This is a genomic window from Vibrio sp. SCSIO 43136 (genome assembly GCF_023716565.1).
Lineage (GTDB): Bacteria > Pseudomonadota > Gammaproteobacteria > Enterobacterales > Vibrionaceae > Vibrio.
Genome location: NZ_CP071848.1, coordinates 3014928 through 3028313 on the forward strand (window position 1 = coordinate 3014928; position 13386 = coordinate 3028313).

15 protein-coding genes are annotated in these 13386 nt (G+C 49.5%); 2 read left to right on the forward strand and 13 right to left on the reverse strand.

The window, feature by feature from the left end:
* The first annotated feature begins 44 nt into the window (after positions 1 to 44).
* Together J4N39_RS14160 and nfuA are read left to right on the forward strand one after the other, a co-directional pair.
* Positions 45 to 740, forward strand: a complete 696-nt coding sequence (locus tag J4N39_RS14160; RefSeq protein ID WP_252020575.1) for a ComF family protein — start codon at positions 45 to 47, stop codon at positions 738 to 740.
* 83 nt (positions 741 to 823) lie between these two features.
* Positions 824 to 1411: a Fe-S biogenesis protein NfuA gene (gene nfuA / locus J4N39_RS14165; protein ID WP_252020576.1), complete on the forward strand. Its 588-nt coding sequence runs from the start codon at positions 824 to 826 to the stop codon at positions 1409 to 1411.
* Between the two features lie 194 nt (positions 1412 to 1605).
* On the opposite strand, the gene cysQ is transcribed toward nfuA, so the two are convergent.
* The 13 genes from cysQ to gspD all read right to left on the reverse strand — a co-directional run bounded on the left by cysQ (position 1606) and on the right by gspD (position 13351).
* Positions 1606 to 2424 (reverse strand): 3'(2'),5'-bisphosphate nucleotidase CysQ, encoded by an 819-nt coding sequence (gene cysQ, locus J4N39_RS14170; protein WP_252020577.1) that lies wholly within the window; start codon positions 2422 to 2424, stop codon positions 1606 to 1608.
* A gap of 9 nt (positions 2425 to 2433) precedes the next feature.
* Positions 2434 to 2991 carry an ADP compounds hydrolase NudE gene (gene nudE, locus J4N39_RS14175; protein WP_252020579.1) on the reverse strand — a complete coding sequence of 186 codons (558 nt, stop codon included), beginning with the start codon at positions 2989 to 2991 and terminating at the stop codon, positions 2434 to 2436.
* A gap of 117 nt (positions 2992 to 3108) precedes the next feature.
* Positions 3109 to 3870: a type II secretion system protein N gene (locus tag J4N39_RS14180; RefSeq protein WP_252020581.1), complete on the reverse strand. Its 762-nt coding sequence runs from the start codon at positions 3868 to 3870 to the stop codon at positions 3109 to 3111.
* Positions 3871 to 4359, reverse strand: a complete 489-nt coding sequence (locus J4N39_RS14185; protein ID WP_252020583.1) for a type II secretion system protein M — start codon at positions 4357 to 4359, stop codon at positions 3871 to 3873.
* Complete coding sequence (gspL, locus tag J4N39_RS14190; protein WP_252020585.1) at positions 4356 to 5573, reverse strand: type II secretion system protein GspL; 1218 nt, start codon at positions 5571 to 5573, stop codon at positions 4356 to 4358. The genes J4N39_RS14185 and gspL overlap by 4 nt, the downstream gene beginning before the upstream one ends.
* Positions 5542 to 6555, reverse strand: coding sequence for a type II secretion system minor pseudopilin GspK (gene gspK, locus J4N39_RS14195; protein ID WP_252020587.1), 1014 nt, complete (start codon positions 6553 to 6555; stop codon positions 5542 to 5544). The genes gspL and gspK overlap by 32 nt, the downstream gene beginning before the upstream one ends.
* The gene (gspJ, locus tag J4N39_RS14200) at positions 6552 to 7184 is read right to left on the reverse strand and encodes a type II secretion system minor pseudopilin GspJ (protein ID WP_252020589.1); all 633 of its coding nucleotides are present in this window, start codon (positions 7182 to 7184) and stop codon (positions 6552 to 6554) included. Before gspJ ends, gspK begins: the two co-directional genes overlap by 4 nt.
* Positions 7171 to 7536, reverse strand: a complete 366-nt coding sequence (gspI, locus tag J4N39_RS14205) for a type II secretion system minor pseudopilin GspI (protein WP_252020591.1) — start codon at positions 7534 to 7536, stop codon at positions 7171 to 7173. Before gspI ends, gspJ begins: the two co-directional genes overlap by 14 nt.
* Entirely contained in the window at positions 7520 to 8116 is a 597-nt protein-coding gene (locus J4N39_RS14210; protein ID WP_503063697.1) for a prepilin-type N-terminal cleavage/methylation domain-containing protein, read from the reverse strand. The genes gspI and J4N39_RS14210 overlap by 17 nt, the downstream gene beginning before the upstream one ends.
* Positions 8117 to 8563 (reverse strand): type II secretion system major pseudopilin GspG, encoded by a 447-nt coding sequence (gene gspG / locus J4N39_RS14215; protein ID WP_252020593.1) that lies wholly within the window; start codon positions 8561 to 8563, stop codon positions 8117 to 8119.
* Positions 8564 to 8622: 59 nt separating this feature from the next.
* Entirely contained in the window at positions 8623 to 9855 is a 1233-nt protein-coding gene (gspF, locus tag J4N39_RS14220; protein ID WP_252020594.1) for a type II secretion system inner membrane protein GspF, read from the reverse strand.
* On the reverse strand, positions 9855 to 11330 hold the full coding sequence (gene gspE, locus J4N39_RS14225) for a type II secretion system ATPase GspE (protein ID WP_252020595.1): 1476 nt from the start codon (positions 11328 to 11330) through the stop codon (positions 9855 to 9857). Before gspE ends, gspF begins: the two co-directional genes overlap by 1 nt.
* The gene (gene gspD, locus J4N39_RS14230) at positions 11330 to 13351 is read right to left on the reverse strand and encodes a type II secretion system secretin GspD (RefSeq protein WP_252020596.1); all 2022 of its coding nucleotides are present in this window, start codon (positions 13349 to 13351) and stop codon (positions 11330 to 11332) included. The genes gspE and gspD overlap by 1 nt, the downstream gene beginning before the upstream one ends.
* Positions 13352 to 13386: the final 35 nt, after the last annotated feature.

Here is a 13386-nt window from a genome sequence, read left to right on the forward strand (position 1 = left end):
TTTTTTCATCCTTCTATGCTTGCGATATACGTCAAGCTAGCAAGATGCTTCAATCATTAATTCACCGCCATATTACCCCGAACTGCGCCCTTTGTGGGCAGAAGCTTGCACCGAATGATGGTGCGAGCCTGTGGTGCGCAAGTTGTCTCACCATGTTACACCCTGCACCACATTGTCGTCGCTGCGGGCTTCCGACAGCGGTGATGCAGCCTCATTGTGGCCAATGCCTTACCAACCCGCCCCCTTGGCAACGTATCTATCACCTAGGTCACTATCAACCACCATTGAGTCATTTGATTGGGCAAATGAAATTTCATCATCAGTTTTGGCTGGCAAACAGCTTAGCGCCATTACTGGCAAGCACCATTGAATCCCCCGCCCCTCTGCTATTGTCAGTGCCTTTGCACTGGCGACGTTTTGTTCAGCGAGGGTATAACCAAAGCCACCACTTAGCGTTGGCATTAGAAAAATCTCTACCAGACAGTCGCTATCAGCCAAAACTGTTTGAACGATGTCGCCATACCCCTTATCAACGCAAGCTGGACAGAAAAGCTCGCTTAACCAATCTTGAGCATGCGTTTCGATTGCGAGAGAAACCGCATCAAAAGCATGTTGCGATTGTTGATGATGTGGTCACAACGGGCAGTACCGTACGACAACTTTGCCAATTACTGCTTGATGTTGAAGTAGAAAAAATTGATATTTACTGCTTGAGCCGCACACCAGAGCAACCGATTTAGTCGCTGTGGTTAAAAAGCTGGATCAATCGCTCAACAAGAGTAAAATAAAGCTAATAGTTTACAAAAATAGTCAGGTATTCGTCGTGTCAAACCCTATTACTATCTCCGAAAGCGCTCAATCGCATTTCGTTAAGCTGCTTGAGCAGCAACCAGAAGGTACCAACATTCGTGTATTCGTCGTGAACCCAGGCACTCCAAACGCAGAATGTGGTGTTTCTTACTGCCCACCTGAAGCGGTGGAAGCGACGGATACTGAGTTTAAGTTTGAACAAATTTCTGCGTACGTTGATGAGTTAAGCCTTCCATTCCTAGAAGATGCTGAAATCGACTACGTCACCGATAAAATGGGCTCTCAGCTAACGCTAAAAGCACCAAATGCTAAAATGCGTAAAGTCGCAGACGATGCTCCACTGTTAGAGCGTGTAGAGTATGCGATTCAAACCCAAGTAAACCCACAACTGGCAGGCCACGGTGGTCATGTCATTTTGAATGAAATCACCGAAGATGGTGTAGCACTCGTGCAGTTTGGTGGCGGTTGTAACGGCTGTTCAATGGTCGATGTCACGCTAAAAGAAGGCATCGAAAAAGAGCTACTAAAGCAGTTCGAAGGCGAGCTAACAGCAGTACGTGACTCAACTGAGCATGCGCGTGGTGAGCATTCTTACTACTAATCGCTTAGATTGGTTTTAGTGAATTGAATAGATGAAAAAAGCACTCGTGATGAGTGCTTTTTTAATATCGGCTATCGGCTATCGGCTATCGGCTATCGGCTATCGGCTATCGGCTTAGCAAGCCTAAAGAGCTCGATGTTATAGTCAACAACCGTTAGCAACGCGTCCGTTAGCGCCAGCGTCCGTTTACCCTTTCACCCACCGATCAAAATCTCATCCCACTTCAACTCCGCATCCCCCAGCACTATAAAGTTAGGGTTTTCCAACGTCTCTCGGAGGTTGTATGAAAGTGGTTCAAGTTCAGTGCTAAGAATGCGACCACCCGCTTCGGTAACGATGCACTGTGTTGCCGCAGTATCCCATTCGCCTGTTGGGCCGATGCGTAAGTAACAGTCGACTGCTCCTTCGGCAACCAAGCAAGCTTTAAGCGCTGCAGACCCGAGTGGCACCATATCGTAGTTGTACTTAGGCGACATACGACGAGTAATGGAGTTGATATCTTGACGGCGACTGATCGCAATCGACAAACTTTTCGTTGGGGTGTCATGGCGCAGGGTTTCGATCTCGATACTCTCATCAAGCTCAGGAATTTTCCACGCCCCTTGGCCATCATAAGCGTAATACGTCACGCCAGATACCGGGCCATATACCACACCCATGATAGGTTTATTGTTGTGAACCAAAGCGATAATGGTCGCAAAGTCTCCGCTGCGAGCGATAAACTCTTGAGTCCCATCGAGTGGGTCCACCAGCCAGTAGGTCGACCATTGGCTGCGCTGCTCTAGACTAATATCTGCCGCTTCCTCAGAAAGCACTGGAATATCAGGTGTCAGAGCGGTGAGCTGCTCCATGATCAATTTATGGGCCGCTAAGTCAGCACTGGTAACAGGCGTATCATCTGACTTAGTGAATTCTTGATAATCGTGATTCTGATAGATCTCTAAAATCAGTTGCCCAGCTTTGCGGGCAACTTGGATTACCTCCGGAATGAGGTGGGAGTAGTCTTGCGCCATAAATTGTCCTTAGTCGGCTTGCTGCGCTACGTAGCGCTGCGCCAACATCAATGCGGTAATACTTCGAGCTTCGCAAAAGTCCAAATGGGTTAAGAGATCATCGGCTTGCTGTAACGGCCATTTCACCAGCTGTAGCGGCTCAGGCTCATCCCCTTCAAGTTGTTCAGGGTAGAGATCTTTAGCCAAAAACAGCGTCATCTGACTAGAGAAGTAAGACGGCGCTAATACCACCTGCTTTAATGGCACTAAAAAGTTAGCGCCAAAACCAATTTCTTCTTTGAGTTCACGATTGGCCGCTTGCTCTGCGCTTTCCCCAGCATCAATGAGCCCTTTGGGAAAACCCAGTTCATAACGTTCAGTGCCCGCAGCGTATTCACGAACTAACAGCAAATCTCCCTGCTCAGTCACTGGCACCACCATCACGGCGTGTCGCCCACTTGGTTTCATGCGTTCATAAGTGCGCTCAGCGCCATTAGAGAATCGCAAATCCAAGCTCTCTATAGTAAAGAGTTTAGATTGTGCAGCCACGTTTGTGGCGAGGATCTGCGGTTTTTTCATCGTTGCCATCGGAGAAATCCATTCGATCTGTGTCTTTTACAATCATACCGTTATATCAAAGTCTCGCCTTATAGCCGAAGGTTACTTTGCAACAAAACGGTTGCTGTCTCGTTTTTCGTTCATCTATTAAAGGCGACCCGAGTAACTCATCGGATACTGACCTTGATTATTTGGCGCCCCTAACCAAGAAAGTTGCCCTCCCAAACCTTGAGGAAACTCTGCCCCCGGTTTAAACCAGCCTTGAGCTTGGTAGGTCATATTTGGCGATAAGGTAGCGCTAAACTCACTGCTGACTTGAGCGTTATTCTGCCCACCTTTGGCACTTAGGGTATTGTCTTGGCAAGTCACATCTGTGATCACTGGTCCCATTGCTAACTCACCGAGGGGGGTGCCGACTTGGCTTGCGTTCCACACCAGTGAGCCACTGCCCTCACTACACCACGGGGAGCCTAGCCTTAGGTGCTTCACCATGGCTTCTAACTGCCCATCAATATCAATAGGTACAGGAAGACGAGGGGCATAACGCATCACCTCTTTAGCAGGCATCGAAGCCACCACGTTTTGTGCATAAGGACCCGTAAGGTCAAGTCCCACCAGCCCTTTACCTGTCAGCTTGTAATCACTACCACGACCAAATCTTACTTGGTACTCGACTTTGCCGCTCACTAAAGCACTTGGCTGGAACTGCCACTGCACTTCACCAAGCTGCTGCCTCTGCCACTTAACACTGGCAAACTGTCCTTGCCAGATTGTGCCACTGGTTCCTTGCAACTCTAGTCCGCGAGGCAGCGGTGCATATTGCAGGAGAAATGACGCAGGTAAGTAAGCCACTAAGCTACTCACAAGCGCCACTAAAAATACCGCTAGGTAGGCGAGTAAACGTTTCACTTAGCCACCTCGCTTCAATTGCAAGCGGTTCACTTCTACCTGACCAACCTGCTCAGTACGAGTGATATCAAGGAACTCGACCTCAATGCCCTGCTTTTCACGCATGTTGCTTACCCAGTTAACTAGCTGATTAAACGGTAAAGGCTTGACCCAAACCTGCAAGCTATCGCCGCGAGGCTGCATGCGGATCAGCTCAATTTTGTATTGACGCGTGGTACTAGAAACGACTTGGTTAAGTGGTGAACTGCCACGACTACCACTCACACCCGCCGACTTACGTAAGCTGGTGATGGTATTGGCGCTGTCTTGCACCCAAGTTAATAGCTGCTTTTCGGACTGAATACGCTGCTGGGCAAGCTCCGCACGTTGATTGAGCGGCGCAACTACCCCCCAATACAGTGACCCAACCAGACACAATGCGCCTGCGATGATCACCAAACGCTGCTCTCTGACAGAGATAGATTGCCACCAAGCTAGGATCTGATTCATGACTTTCTCCTGATCACATAGCTACCAAAGACTTGCTCACCGTTACGATTAAGCTGACCTTGCTCAACGTCAAACAGGGCTTCTAGCTCCACTCGCACCGCTTCGAAGGTTTGAAAATCACTACTGCTTACTTGCAGGCGAACCTCACCCCGAGCACTGTCGTATTTGACGCTCTGCACTTGCATGCCTTTGGATTGCTCGAGAGCCAATGGAAGTTTTGCCAACCACTGCATCACGTCATCGCCTTGGCTACCACCGCTCAAACGCTGCTCTTCTTGCTGCATTTGACGCTTAAGGTAGCTCACGGTCGGGATTTTACGTTTATCGGGGAATACCTGACGGAAAATTCGTTCACTTTCAGCTCGGTATTGCGCTGCGGTTTGCTCCGCTTTATTAACTTCAAGCCAAGTCTTAGCGCCTAGGACAGACACCAAAAGCACGGCAGCTACGGCGACTTTTCGCCAAACTTTCCAGTACTTCAACCATGAAGAGCTCGGTTTAAACTCACCGCTAAGCAAGTTCACTTTACTGGCAATGGCCCCTTGGCTAAGCAGTGCCATTGGTAACTCCGCTGGTGCAAGTTGCCAAGACTGGGCTTTAGACTCGGGAATTGGGGTATAGCTGTTGATTACCACTGAAGGCGCTTCTTCTGATGCAGATTCTTGCTCTGCAACGATATCGACCAAAGGCAGCCAATTTTCTTGCACCGCAAAACCATGGTGTTGCTGGTCTCGAAACAACCACTGCTGGCCAAGCCCGATGGCACTGACACTGTTTGGCTGCCATGGCATCGCCAACGTATCTGGCATCACCCGCAATGGGGTGATATTGGCTTGAGCTAAACTCTCCAATACGCTGGCAAAGTAGCTGCGATTCACGGCGCTGATCCACGCTTTGCCTGAAGCTTTGCTCAATACATGAAAATGAAGGTCGTCGACATCTTCGGCCACATCATCTTCCACCAAATATGGCAGCATGGTTTCGAACTGCCTCGAAGCACCAGCAGGGATCTCCACTTCACGCATCAACACCTTATCCGTTGGCAACAACAGTAAGGTTTGACGCTGCTGGGCATAATCGCTTAGCGCAGAGAAATCCTCTTCGCTCATGAGCTCGCCACTGGCGATAACCTCTTGCTGGCTCGTCGACCAGACCGCCCACATTATTGGCTCATTGGGCTCGCTATTGAGTCTGACTGTCAGAAACTCGCTCACGTATTCCTCCAAATCGGCGACGTACAACGTCCACCTTGTTCTTATCTTTGCTGTACAGCAGGCTTTGGACACGAAGTCTCGACTGCTCTACCAATATTTCTGCATCCAACTCAAAGTAGTGGCTATCCACGGAAAGAAAGCTTTGAGCTTGGCTTTTGGTTTTTGAGTCAATCGATGAGATTGACGCTTCTTGCATAAATTTGTCGATACTGTCCCAACCGTCATAGCTGCGATTTTTGATCAGCTCAGTCGCATTTTGCTCGCTCAAATAGGGCTGAAACATCGCCACCAACAACTTGGCTTGCGGCTCTTTGAGCGTATTGACGTTGAGCTTCCACTCACTGGTTGGCAGTGCGCATAACAGCGGATTAAGTTTTGCTACCATAGGTGCTTCCACCTGATAAATCGCCCGCAGCTCGCTACCATCAGCCATCAAACCATTGGGGGCCATATACGCTGGCTGCAAGGACTCGTAAGTCGCCGAGCCAACCCCAGAGATAGATAAGTTAGTATCACTGCTGCTGACATATTCCCACACTGAATCGGCAACCACTTCCGCTTGATAGGCATCCACCTCTTGCTGCTCAAGCAGCGACTGCAATACCTTGACCAAATACGGTCGCTGCGAGTTAGTGGTTGCGGCCACGCTCGATAACGCATTGAGGTTAAAGCAGCTTTGCATATCCCGCACATGACCACGAGCTTGACCATAGTCGAGCGGATAGGTTTGCTCTTCAATCGCCCAAGTCTGGCTGAGGTTGATGGTGTCACTGTCTTTGTAAGCTCGCTCCAAGCCCGCCTTTGCCAAAGCTTCAACACCTACGCTATACCAATATGCTTGCTGGTGATTGAGCTGACTGCCAGCACGCTTAAAATGGGTATAAAGCCGCTCTGTCATGCTCGCCGCGATGGTGGTCATGATGGCTAGCAGCATCAATACCACAATCAGTGCAACGCCTCGTTGGGCGTTTCTCGCTATCATCCGTCACTCTCTTGGCTGGCATTAAGCTCACTGCCTGGTGTGAGGTAAACTCGCGTCAGTTCACCATAGTCTTTAAGCTTAAGAGTCAGCTCTACCGCCTTCGGCAGCGCTTTGTCTTTATCCCACGCTGATTTCCAAGATTGGCCGTCATAAAACTTCAAGGTCATTGACTCGACGTTATCTAACATGACTCTTACCAGTGGAGGTTCGCCAGACTGAGTGTCCGGATAACGCCACCACACACGCTCCAGTTTATTTTCACGCACTCGATAACCGACTTTGGTGACCTCGCTGCGTGGGAATACTTGCTGTGGGTTTTGCCAACCACCACGAGCAAACAGTACCCCTTTTTCATCTGAGTCGAGCAAGTAGTCTTCGTAACGCAATAGCTTGGTGCTGAGCTCTTCACCATCGTCTCGCCACTGGCGAAGCGTCATCTGACGAAAGTCGTTGTCCATAAACACCAGCGATCGTTGCAACTGCTCAATACGTTGCGTTTTCTCCTGCGACACTTCATTGCTACGCTGGATTTGGCTTACCACTTGGTAGGCAGCGACACTCAAACTGGCAAAGATCGCAATCGACACCAGCACTTCAATCAGCGTAAAGCCTTGGCTACGGCGTGACATAACTGCGCACCGTAACTAATGAGTGTTTGTACTGGCTATCTTCTGTCACCACCACGTCCACTGCTTTAATCAAACCGATTGAGGTTTTCACTGGCACTACTTTCCAGTACCAAGTTTTGCCCACCATTTCGGTTTTACCTTTTTTCTCCGACGTTGGCGCTTTACCTAGCATCACCTTAGCCATCTGGTTATCGGCCACAATCGAAGCAAAGGTTTTCTCTTCCAAGTAACTCAAGGTATTGATGTGCTGCGTCACCGAACGGATCACACTCACCGCTGCGGTTGCAAATATCACTAAAGCAACCAGCACTTCAAGCAAGGTCATGCCACGAGTGTTATTGATTCTCTTCATCACCCAACTCTCCCGGCATCAACAGTTGGACTACCCCAGCTTCCGAAACTTTGATTCGCCAACTGTCTTTTACGTCATCGCCATTACTGGGAAAAAACGCCAGTTGAAACGGAGTGATCTCCCCGCTGCCCGCCAGCAAAATAGTCGGTGGGTCGAGCTTCTTCTTTTGCTCTTCGGAAGCAAACATCTCGTCATCAAACAGACTGCCGGGCTTGAAAAGACGATCATCATCGCCCCATGCCTTACTGCCCAATTGCAGTCTTAGCGCTAAATCATTTTCAAGTTTGGTCTCTGTATACAATGGGTTGTCGTCGATAAGACGCCAACCATCTAAGGTCAAAGTGCCAAACTTGAAGCGATTTTTGTCTTCCTCGACCCAAATGCCGTAATCAAAGCCGTTAAGCAAAGCCTCTTCATTCAGCAATTGGGTTTGATGGAAAAAGCGCCTAGCCAACTTTTCAATCTGATCGTCTTTGCTCTCAGGTAGCGTGGCGATAACTGCAACCGCAGTTAACGACAGCAACACCATTACCAGCATGATTTCAATCAGGGTAAAACCCGCTAAGCGCGTTCGCATCATTTACTGGAAGTCCTGCATGTTCCAGTTGCCGATATCTGCGTTGACACCTTCACCACCTTCTTGACCATCTGCGCCAAGGGTAAAGATATCGATGTTGCCGTTATCACCTGGGCTTAGGTACTGGTACGGACGGCCCCATGGGTCGTTTGGCAAACGCTTAATGTAGCCGTCGCTGCGGTAGTTGCGTGGCTCAGGGCTAGCACTTGGCTTGCTCACTAACGCTTCTAAACCTTGGTCCGTGGTTGGATAAACACTGTTATCAAGCTTGTACATATCAAGCGCATTTTCCAGAGCAACGATATCGGTGATCGCTTTTTGCTGGTCCGCTTTTTCTTTGTTGCCGAGCAAGTTAGGTACGACGAAGCTCGCCAAAATACCCAAAATCACCACAACCACCATCACTTCTAGCAGGGTAAAACCACTCTGCTTACTACGCTTAAATTTCATTTTTTTCTCCGAAGTTAGATTTAAACTCACTCTGATTAAGACCGAGTTCAAGCCAATTTTTATCCACTGATTAAGTTGTTCATTTCCAACATTGGCATCAAGGTCGCCATAACGATGAACAACACCAAACCCGCCATCAAAGCAATCAATGCAGGGGTAAATATCCCTAATGCGATGTTAACGGTTGATTCGAAATTCTGATCTTGGTTATCTGCCGCACGAGTCAGCATGCCTTCTAGCTCGCCACTTTGCTCACCACTGGCGATCATGTGCAGCATCATCGGCGGGAACAGTTTGGTTTGATCGAGCGCTTTGCGCAGGCTAGCCCCTTCTCGCACGCTATCTGCCGCCAGTAATACTTGCTGTTTGACATAGTGATTCGACATAACATCGACGGCGACTTTCATGCCTTCCAGAATCGGAATGGCACTTGAAGTACAAATCGATAAGGTACGTGCGAAACGGGCGGTATTTAACCCCTTAGAGATCTTACCGATCAGCGGCATACGCAGGATTTTGCGATCCCAACTCAAACGCACACTGGGCTGTTTAAGTGCCAGTTTAAAGCCGTAGAAGCCAACCACCACTATCCCAAAAATAATCAATCCCCACTGTTGTACGAATTCACTCGCCGCAAGTAAGATTTGGGTAGATTGAGGCAGTTGCTGACCCATCTGGATAATAGGCTCGATGATCTTTGGCACCACTGTGGCTAACAAGAAAGAGACAATCGCTACCGCAAATACCACCAGCACCACTGGATAGATAAGCGCTTGCATCAGCTTTGAGCGCATCTTCTGGCGGTTCTCGACGTAATCAGCCAAGCGCTCTAATACTGCGTCAAGATGCCCCGACTTTTCCCCTGCCGCCACCATGGAGCGAAACAGTTCGTCAAACACGAGTGGGTAATCAGCCATGCTGTCAGCCAAGGTATAACCTTCGGTGACGCGTGAGCGTACTGCCATCAACATGGTTCGAATGCGCGGTTTTTCGGTTTGCTCGGCAACGGCTCGCAAGCACTCTTCCAGTGGCATACCCGCTTGTACCAAAGTCGAAAGTTGGCGAGTCAACAAAGACAAATCAACCGTGCTGATACCACGCTGAAAGCCCATGCTAGTGCTTTTTGTGCCTTTGGTTGCGCTCGATTTATTGCCTTTGGCTTGCACGATCTCAACTGGCATCAAACCTTGCTCTTTGAGCTTAACTCGCACCTGTTTGGCGTTATCACCATCCAGCACGCCTTTTTTGGTTTTGCCTTTTGCGTCGAGCGCCTTGTACTCAAATGCTGCCATTAGCTTTCCTTGGTCACTCGCATCACTTCTTCAAGCGTAGTGATACCTTGGCGCACCTTGCTCAAACCATCTTGGCGAATGCTTGGAGTGTTTTCTCGCACGTAACGATCAATCGCTTGCTCACCTGCTTCACCGTGAATTAGCTCTTGCACTTGGTCATCGATGATAAGTAGCTCGTGGATCCCGGTACGGCCTCGGTAACCTTTGAAATTACAGGCTTCACAACCACAGGCTCGATACAGGGTAAGCGGCTCGCCATCAGCCACATCAAACAGCTTACGCTGCTCTGCATCCGCTTGGTGGGGCTCTTTACACTCGTCACACAAAGTACGCACCAAACGCTGGGCTAGAACGCCTAACAGCGAAGAGGAGATCAAAAACGGTTCAATGCCCATATCACGTAAGCGAGTGATAGCACCTACTGCTGTGTTGGTGTGCAAGGTGGACATCACCAAGTGACCGGTCAAAGATGCTTGCACAGCGATCTGCGCCGTCTCCAAGTCACGGATCTCACCAACCATCACCACGTCAGGGTCTTGACGCAAGATGGCTCGCAAGCCACGAGCAAACGTCATATCCACTTTTGGGTTCACTTGGGTTTGACCGATACCATCGATATCAAATTCGATCGGATCTTCAACCGTCAGAATATTACTTTCGTTACTGTTGAGCTCTTGCAAGCCAGCGTAGAGCGTGGTCGATTTACCTGAGCCGGTTGGGCCTGTGACCAAGATAATGCCGTGCGGGCGCTTGATGATGGTTTGGAAGTTGTCATGGTTGCTCGGGGTCATGCCAAGACTGTGCAGGTCTAAACGGGTGGCGTTTTTGTCCAACAGGCGCATTACCACTCGCTCACCGTGAGACGATGGCATGGTAGAAACACGCACATCCACCGCTCGACCACCAATGCGCAGTGAAATACGACCATCTTGCGGCACACGCTTCTCAGCGATGTCGAGCTTAGCCATTACCTTAACCCTTGAAACCAACAGTGGCGATAGCTTGCGGCTTGGCGATAAGACTTCACGCAACACCCCATCGACACGAAAACGGATCGACAAGGTTTTTTCAAAGGTCTCGATGTGAATATCCGACGCCCCTTCTTTGATCGCTTCACCCAACATGGCATTGATCAATTTGATGATAGGTGCGTCGTCTTCTGACTCAAGCAAGTCCTCGCTTTGTGGCAACTCTTCCGCCAACGAGAAGAAGTCATCATTATCTGCACCAATGTCTTCCATCAACTGGCGAGCTTCTGAGGAATCTCGTTGATAGATCTCGGTGAGCTTGGCGTCAAAACTGTCACTGTCGAGCTCAACAGGCTCAAACTGGCTGCCACATACCCGCGCCACCTCGGTCAAGGTTTCACGTGATAGGGGCGCCACATAAATGAGCTTTGGGGTTGCTTGTGACTCATCCAGTGCCAACGCCACTTTGTGGCGATTGGCAAAAGCAAAAGGTAAGCGCGCCGCCATTAGCGATTCGCCTCTAATTGATCAACAAAGGCTTGGATCTCTGGTGGATGCACTATGTCATCACCAAAACGTGGCATCACAGGTACCAAGCTATCATCCATTAGCTTCAAGCCCTCATCGGCTTTCATTAGCTGCTCTGCACGGATGTAGTTGTACTTACGCTGGGTAATACCATCTGCCGTCACACCATCGCGAATGATGGTTGGTTTAATGAACACCATCAGATTTTTCTTTTCAATCTGAGTGCTGGTCGATTTGAACAGGTGTCCAAGCACAGGGATATCGCCTAGTAGCGGCACTTTGGCTTCACTTTCTAGGGCGCGCTCGTCAATCAAGCCACCCAGTGCCAGCATTTGACCATCTTGGATGATTACCGAAGTGTTGAGCTGTCGTTTGGCAAAACGCACATCAACAGCGCCATTCGCACCAAGCACGTTAGAGACTTCTTGCTCAATGTTGAGCTGCACCGAGTCACCTTCGTTGATTTGTGGTACTACTTTGAGTTTGATACCTACTTCTTTACGCTCAACGGTTTGGAAAGGGTTGGAGTTGCTCGAGCTCGCAGTAGACCCTGTGAGGACAGGCACTTCTTCACCCACGATGAAAGACGCTTCGCCGTTATCCATCACAGTGATGCTCGGAGCGGACAGGATGTTCGAGTTTGAGTCACTTGCGACCGCACTAATAAGTGCCGTCCAGTCTCCCATCATTAGGCTCACTGCAGCACCATTTACCCCTGAAAGGGCATTTGCGAGCGTCGTGTAGTCACCTGAAGAAGTTACATCATAAGGAACTCGCTCACCTGCGGAGTTGGTGTAGTACTCAGTACTGGTTTGGTCCTTAGCTTCTTCTAAACCAACCATCACCCCGCCAATCGAGGCTCCAGAATTGCTGTACTGAACCACTGCACCAGTGCTTAAGTTACCCCATTGCACACCAAGAGATGCACCATCGCCTTCAGACAACTCAACAATCATCGCTTCAATTAATACTTGAGCGCGGCGAATATCGAGTTGAGCGATCACATCTTCCAGTGCCACCATCACATCGGGTGGCGCAGTGATCACTAACGCATTGGTGCCTGGGTGCGCAGAAATCATCACTTCGTTACGCTTGCTACTCGACCCTTTGGTGGCTGAATTTTTTTCTGACTGAAGGTTCTCCGACACCCCTTTCAGCACTTCAACCATGTCTTCTGCTTTGGCGTATTTGAGATAAACTACACGGTTGTTACCTTTGGTCGCCATCTCGACATCCAGCTGTTCAATCAGCCTTTTCAGACGCTGACGCACTTGCGGGTCACCTGAGATAAGCACTGAGTTGGTACGCTCATCCGCCACAAGCTTTGGCTGCAAGAACGCAGGCATGTTTTTGGTGTCAGTGGTTTTGTTCAAGGCTTCGACAATGCGCACCATTTCAGCGGCGGACGCATTTTTTAGCTCAACCACTTGGATCTCTTTGTCACCAGCACGGTCAACTCGTTCGATGATCTCAGCAAGGCGATTCACCACCGCCGCACGGCCAGTAATCAAAATAATATTGGCTGGGTCATAGTGCACCACGTTACCCGCACCAGCATTGTCATTAAGCTGACGCAGCAGTGGCGAGAGCTCACGTACCGAAACATTGCGTACCGCAACCACACGTGTGATCACAGCGTCGCCTTCAACACGTTCTCGGTCGCCGACTACAGGCACAGCAGAAGTCTTAGCGTCTTTATCACGGATGATCTTCACCACGCCGTTATCCATCTCTACTGCTGCAAAGCCGTACACTTCTAAAACGTTGAGGAAAAACTTGTAGTACTGCTCTTCATTGAGCACGTCATAGCTGCGCACATCTATGGTGCCACGCACCGCAGGGTCAACGATGATGGTTTTTTCGAGGTTTCGACCCACGGTATTGATAAATTCTTTAATATCAGTGCCTTTAAAACTCGCACTGAACTCACTTGCCCAAACCGATGAGCAGAGCAGTCCACTGACGAGTGCCAACGCACCTTTACTTAACCACTGTTTCACTTGTAACTCCCACTGGGTTGTCGCCTTTCCACTGG

Excerpts from the sequence above, each read along its gene's own strand:
- J4N39_RS14210 (WP_503063697.1), bottom strand. The coding sequence starts at position 8,116 with ATGATGCGAACGCGCTTAGCGGGTTTTACCCTGATTGAAATCATGCTG.
- gspK (WP_252020587.1), bottom strand. The coding sequence starts at position 6,555 with ATGATAGCGAGAAACGCCCAACGAGGCGTTGCACTGATTGTGGTATTG.
- gspI (WP_252020591.1), bottom strand. The coding sequence starts at position 7,536 with ATGAAGAGAATCAATAACACTCGTGGCATGACCTTGCTTGAAGTGCTG.
- J4N39_RS14185 (WP_252020583.1), bottom strand. The coding sequence starts at position 4,359 with ATGAATCAGATCCTAGCTTGGTGGCAATCTATCTCTGTCAGAGAGCAG.
- gspJ (WP_252020589.1), bottom strand. The coding sequence starts at position 7,184 with ATGTCACGCCGTAGCCAAGGCTTTACGCTGATTGAAGTGCTGGTGTCG.
- gspF (WP_252020594.1), bottom strand. The coding sequence starts at position 9,855 with ATGGCAGCATTTGAGTACAAGGCGCTCGACGCAAAAGGCAAAACCAAA.
- J4N39_RS14160 (WP_252020575.1), top strand. The coding sequence starts at position 45 with ATGCTTCAATCATTAATTCACCGCCATATTACCCCGAACTGCGCCCTT.
- cysQ (WP_252020577.1), bottom strand. The coding sequence starts at position 2,424 with ATGGCGCAAGACTACTCCCACCTCATTCCGGAGGTAATCCAAGTTGCC.
- gspE (WP_252020595.1), bottom strand. The coding sequence starts at position 11,330 with ATGGCGGCGCGCTTACCTTTTGCTTTTGCCAATCGCCACAAAGTGGCG.
- gspG (WP_252020593.1), bottom strand. The coding sequence starts at position 8,563 with ATGAAATTTAAGCGTAGTAAGCAGAGTGGTTTTACCCTGCTAGAAGTG.
- nudE (WP_252020579.1), bottom strand. The coding sequence starts at position 2,991 with ATGGCAACGATGAAAAAACCGCAGATCCTCGCCACAAACGTGGCTGCA.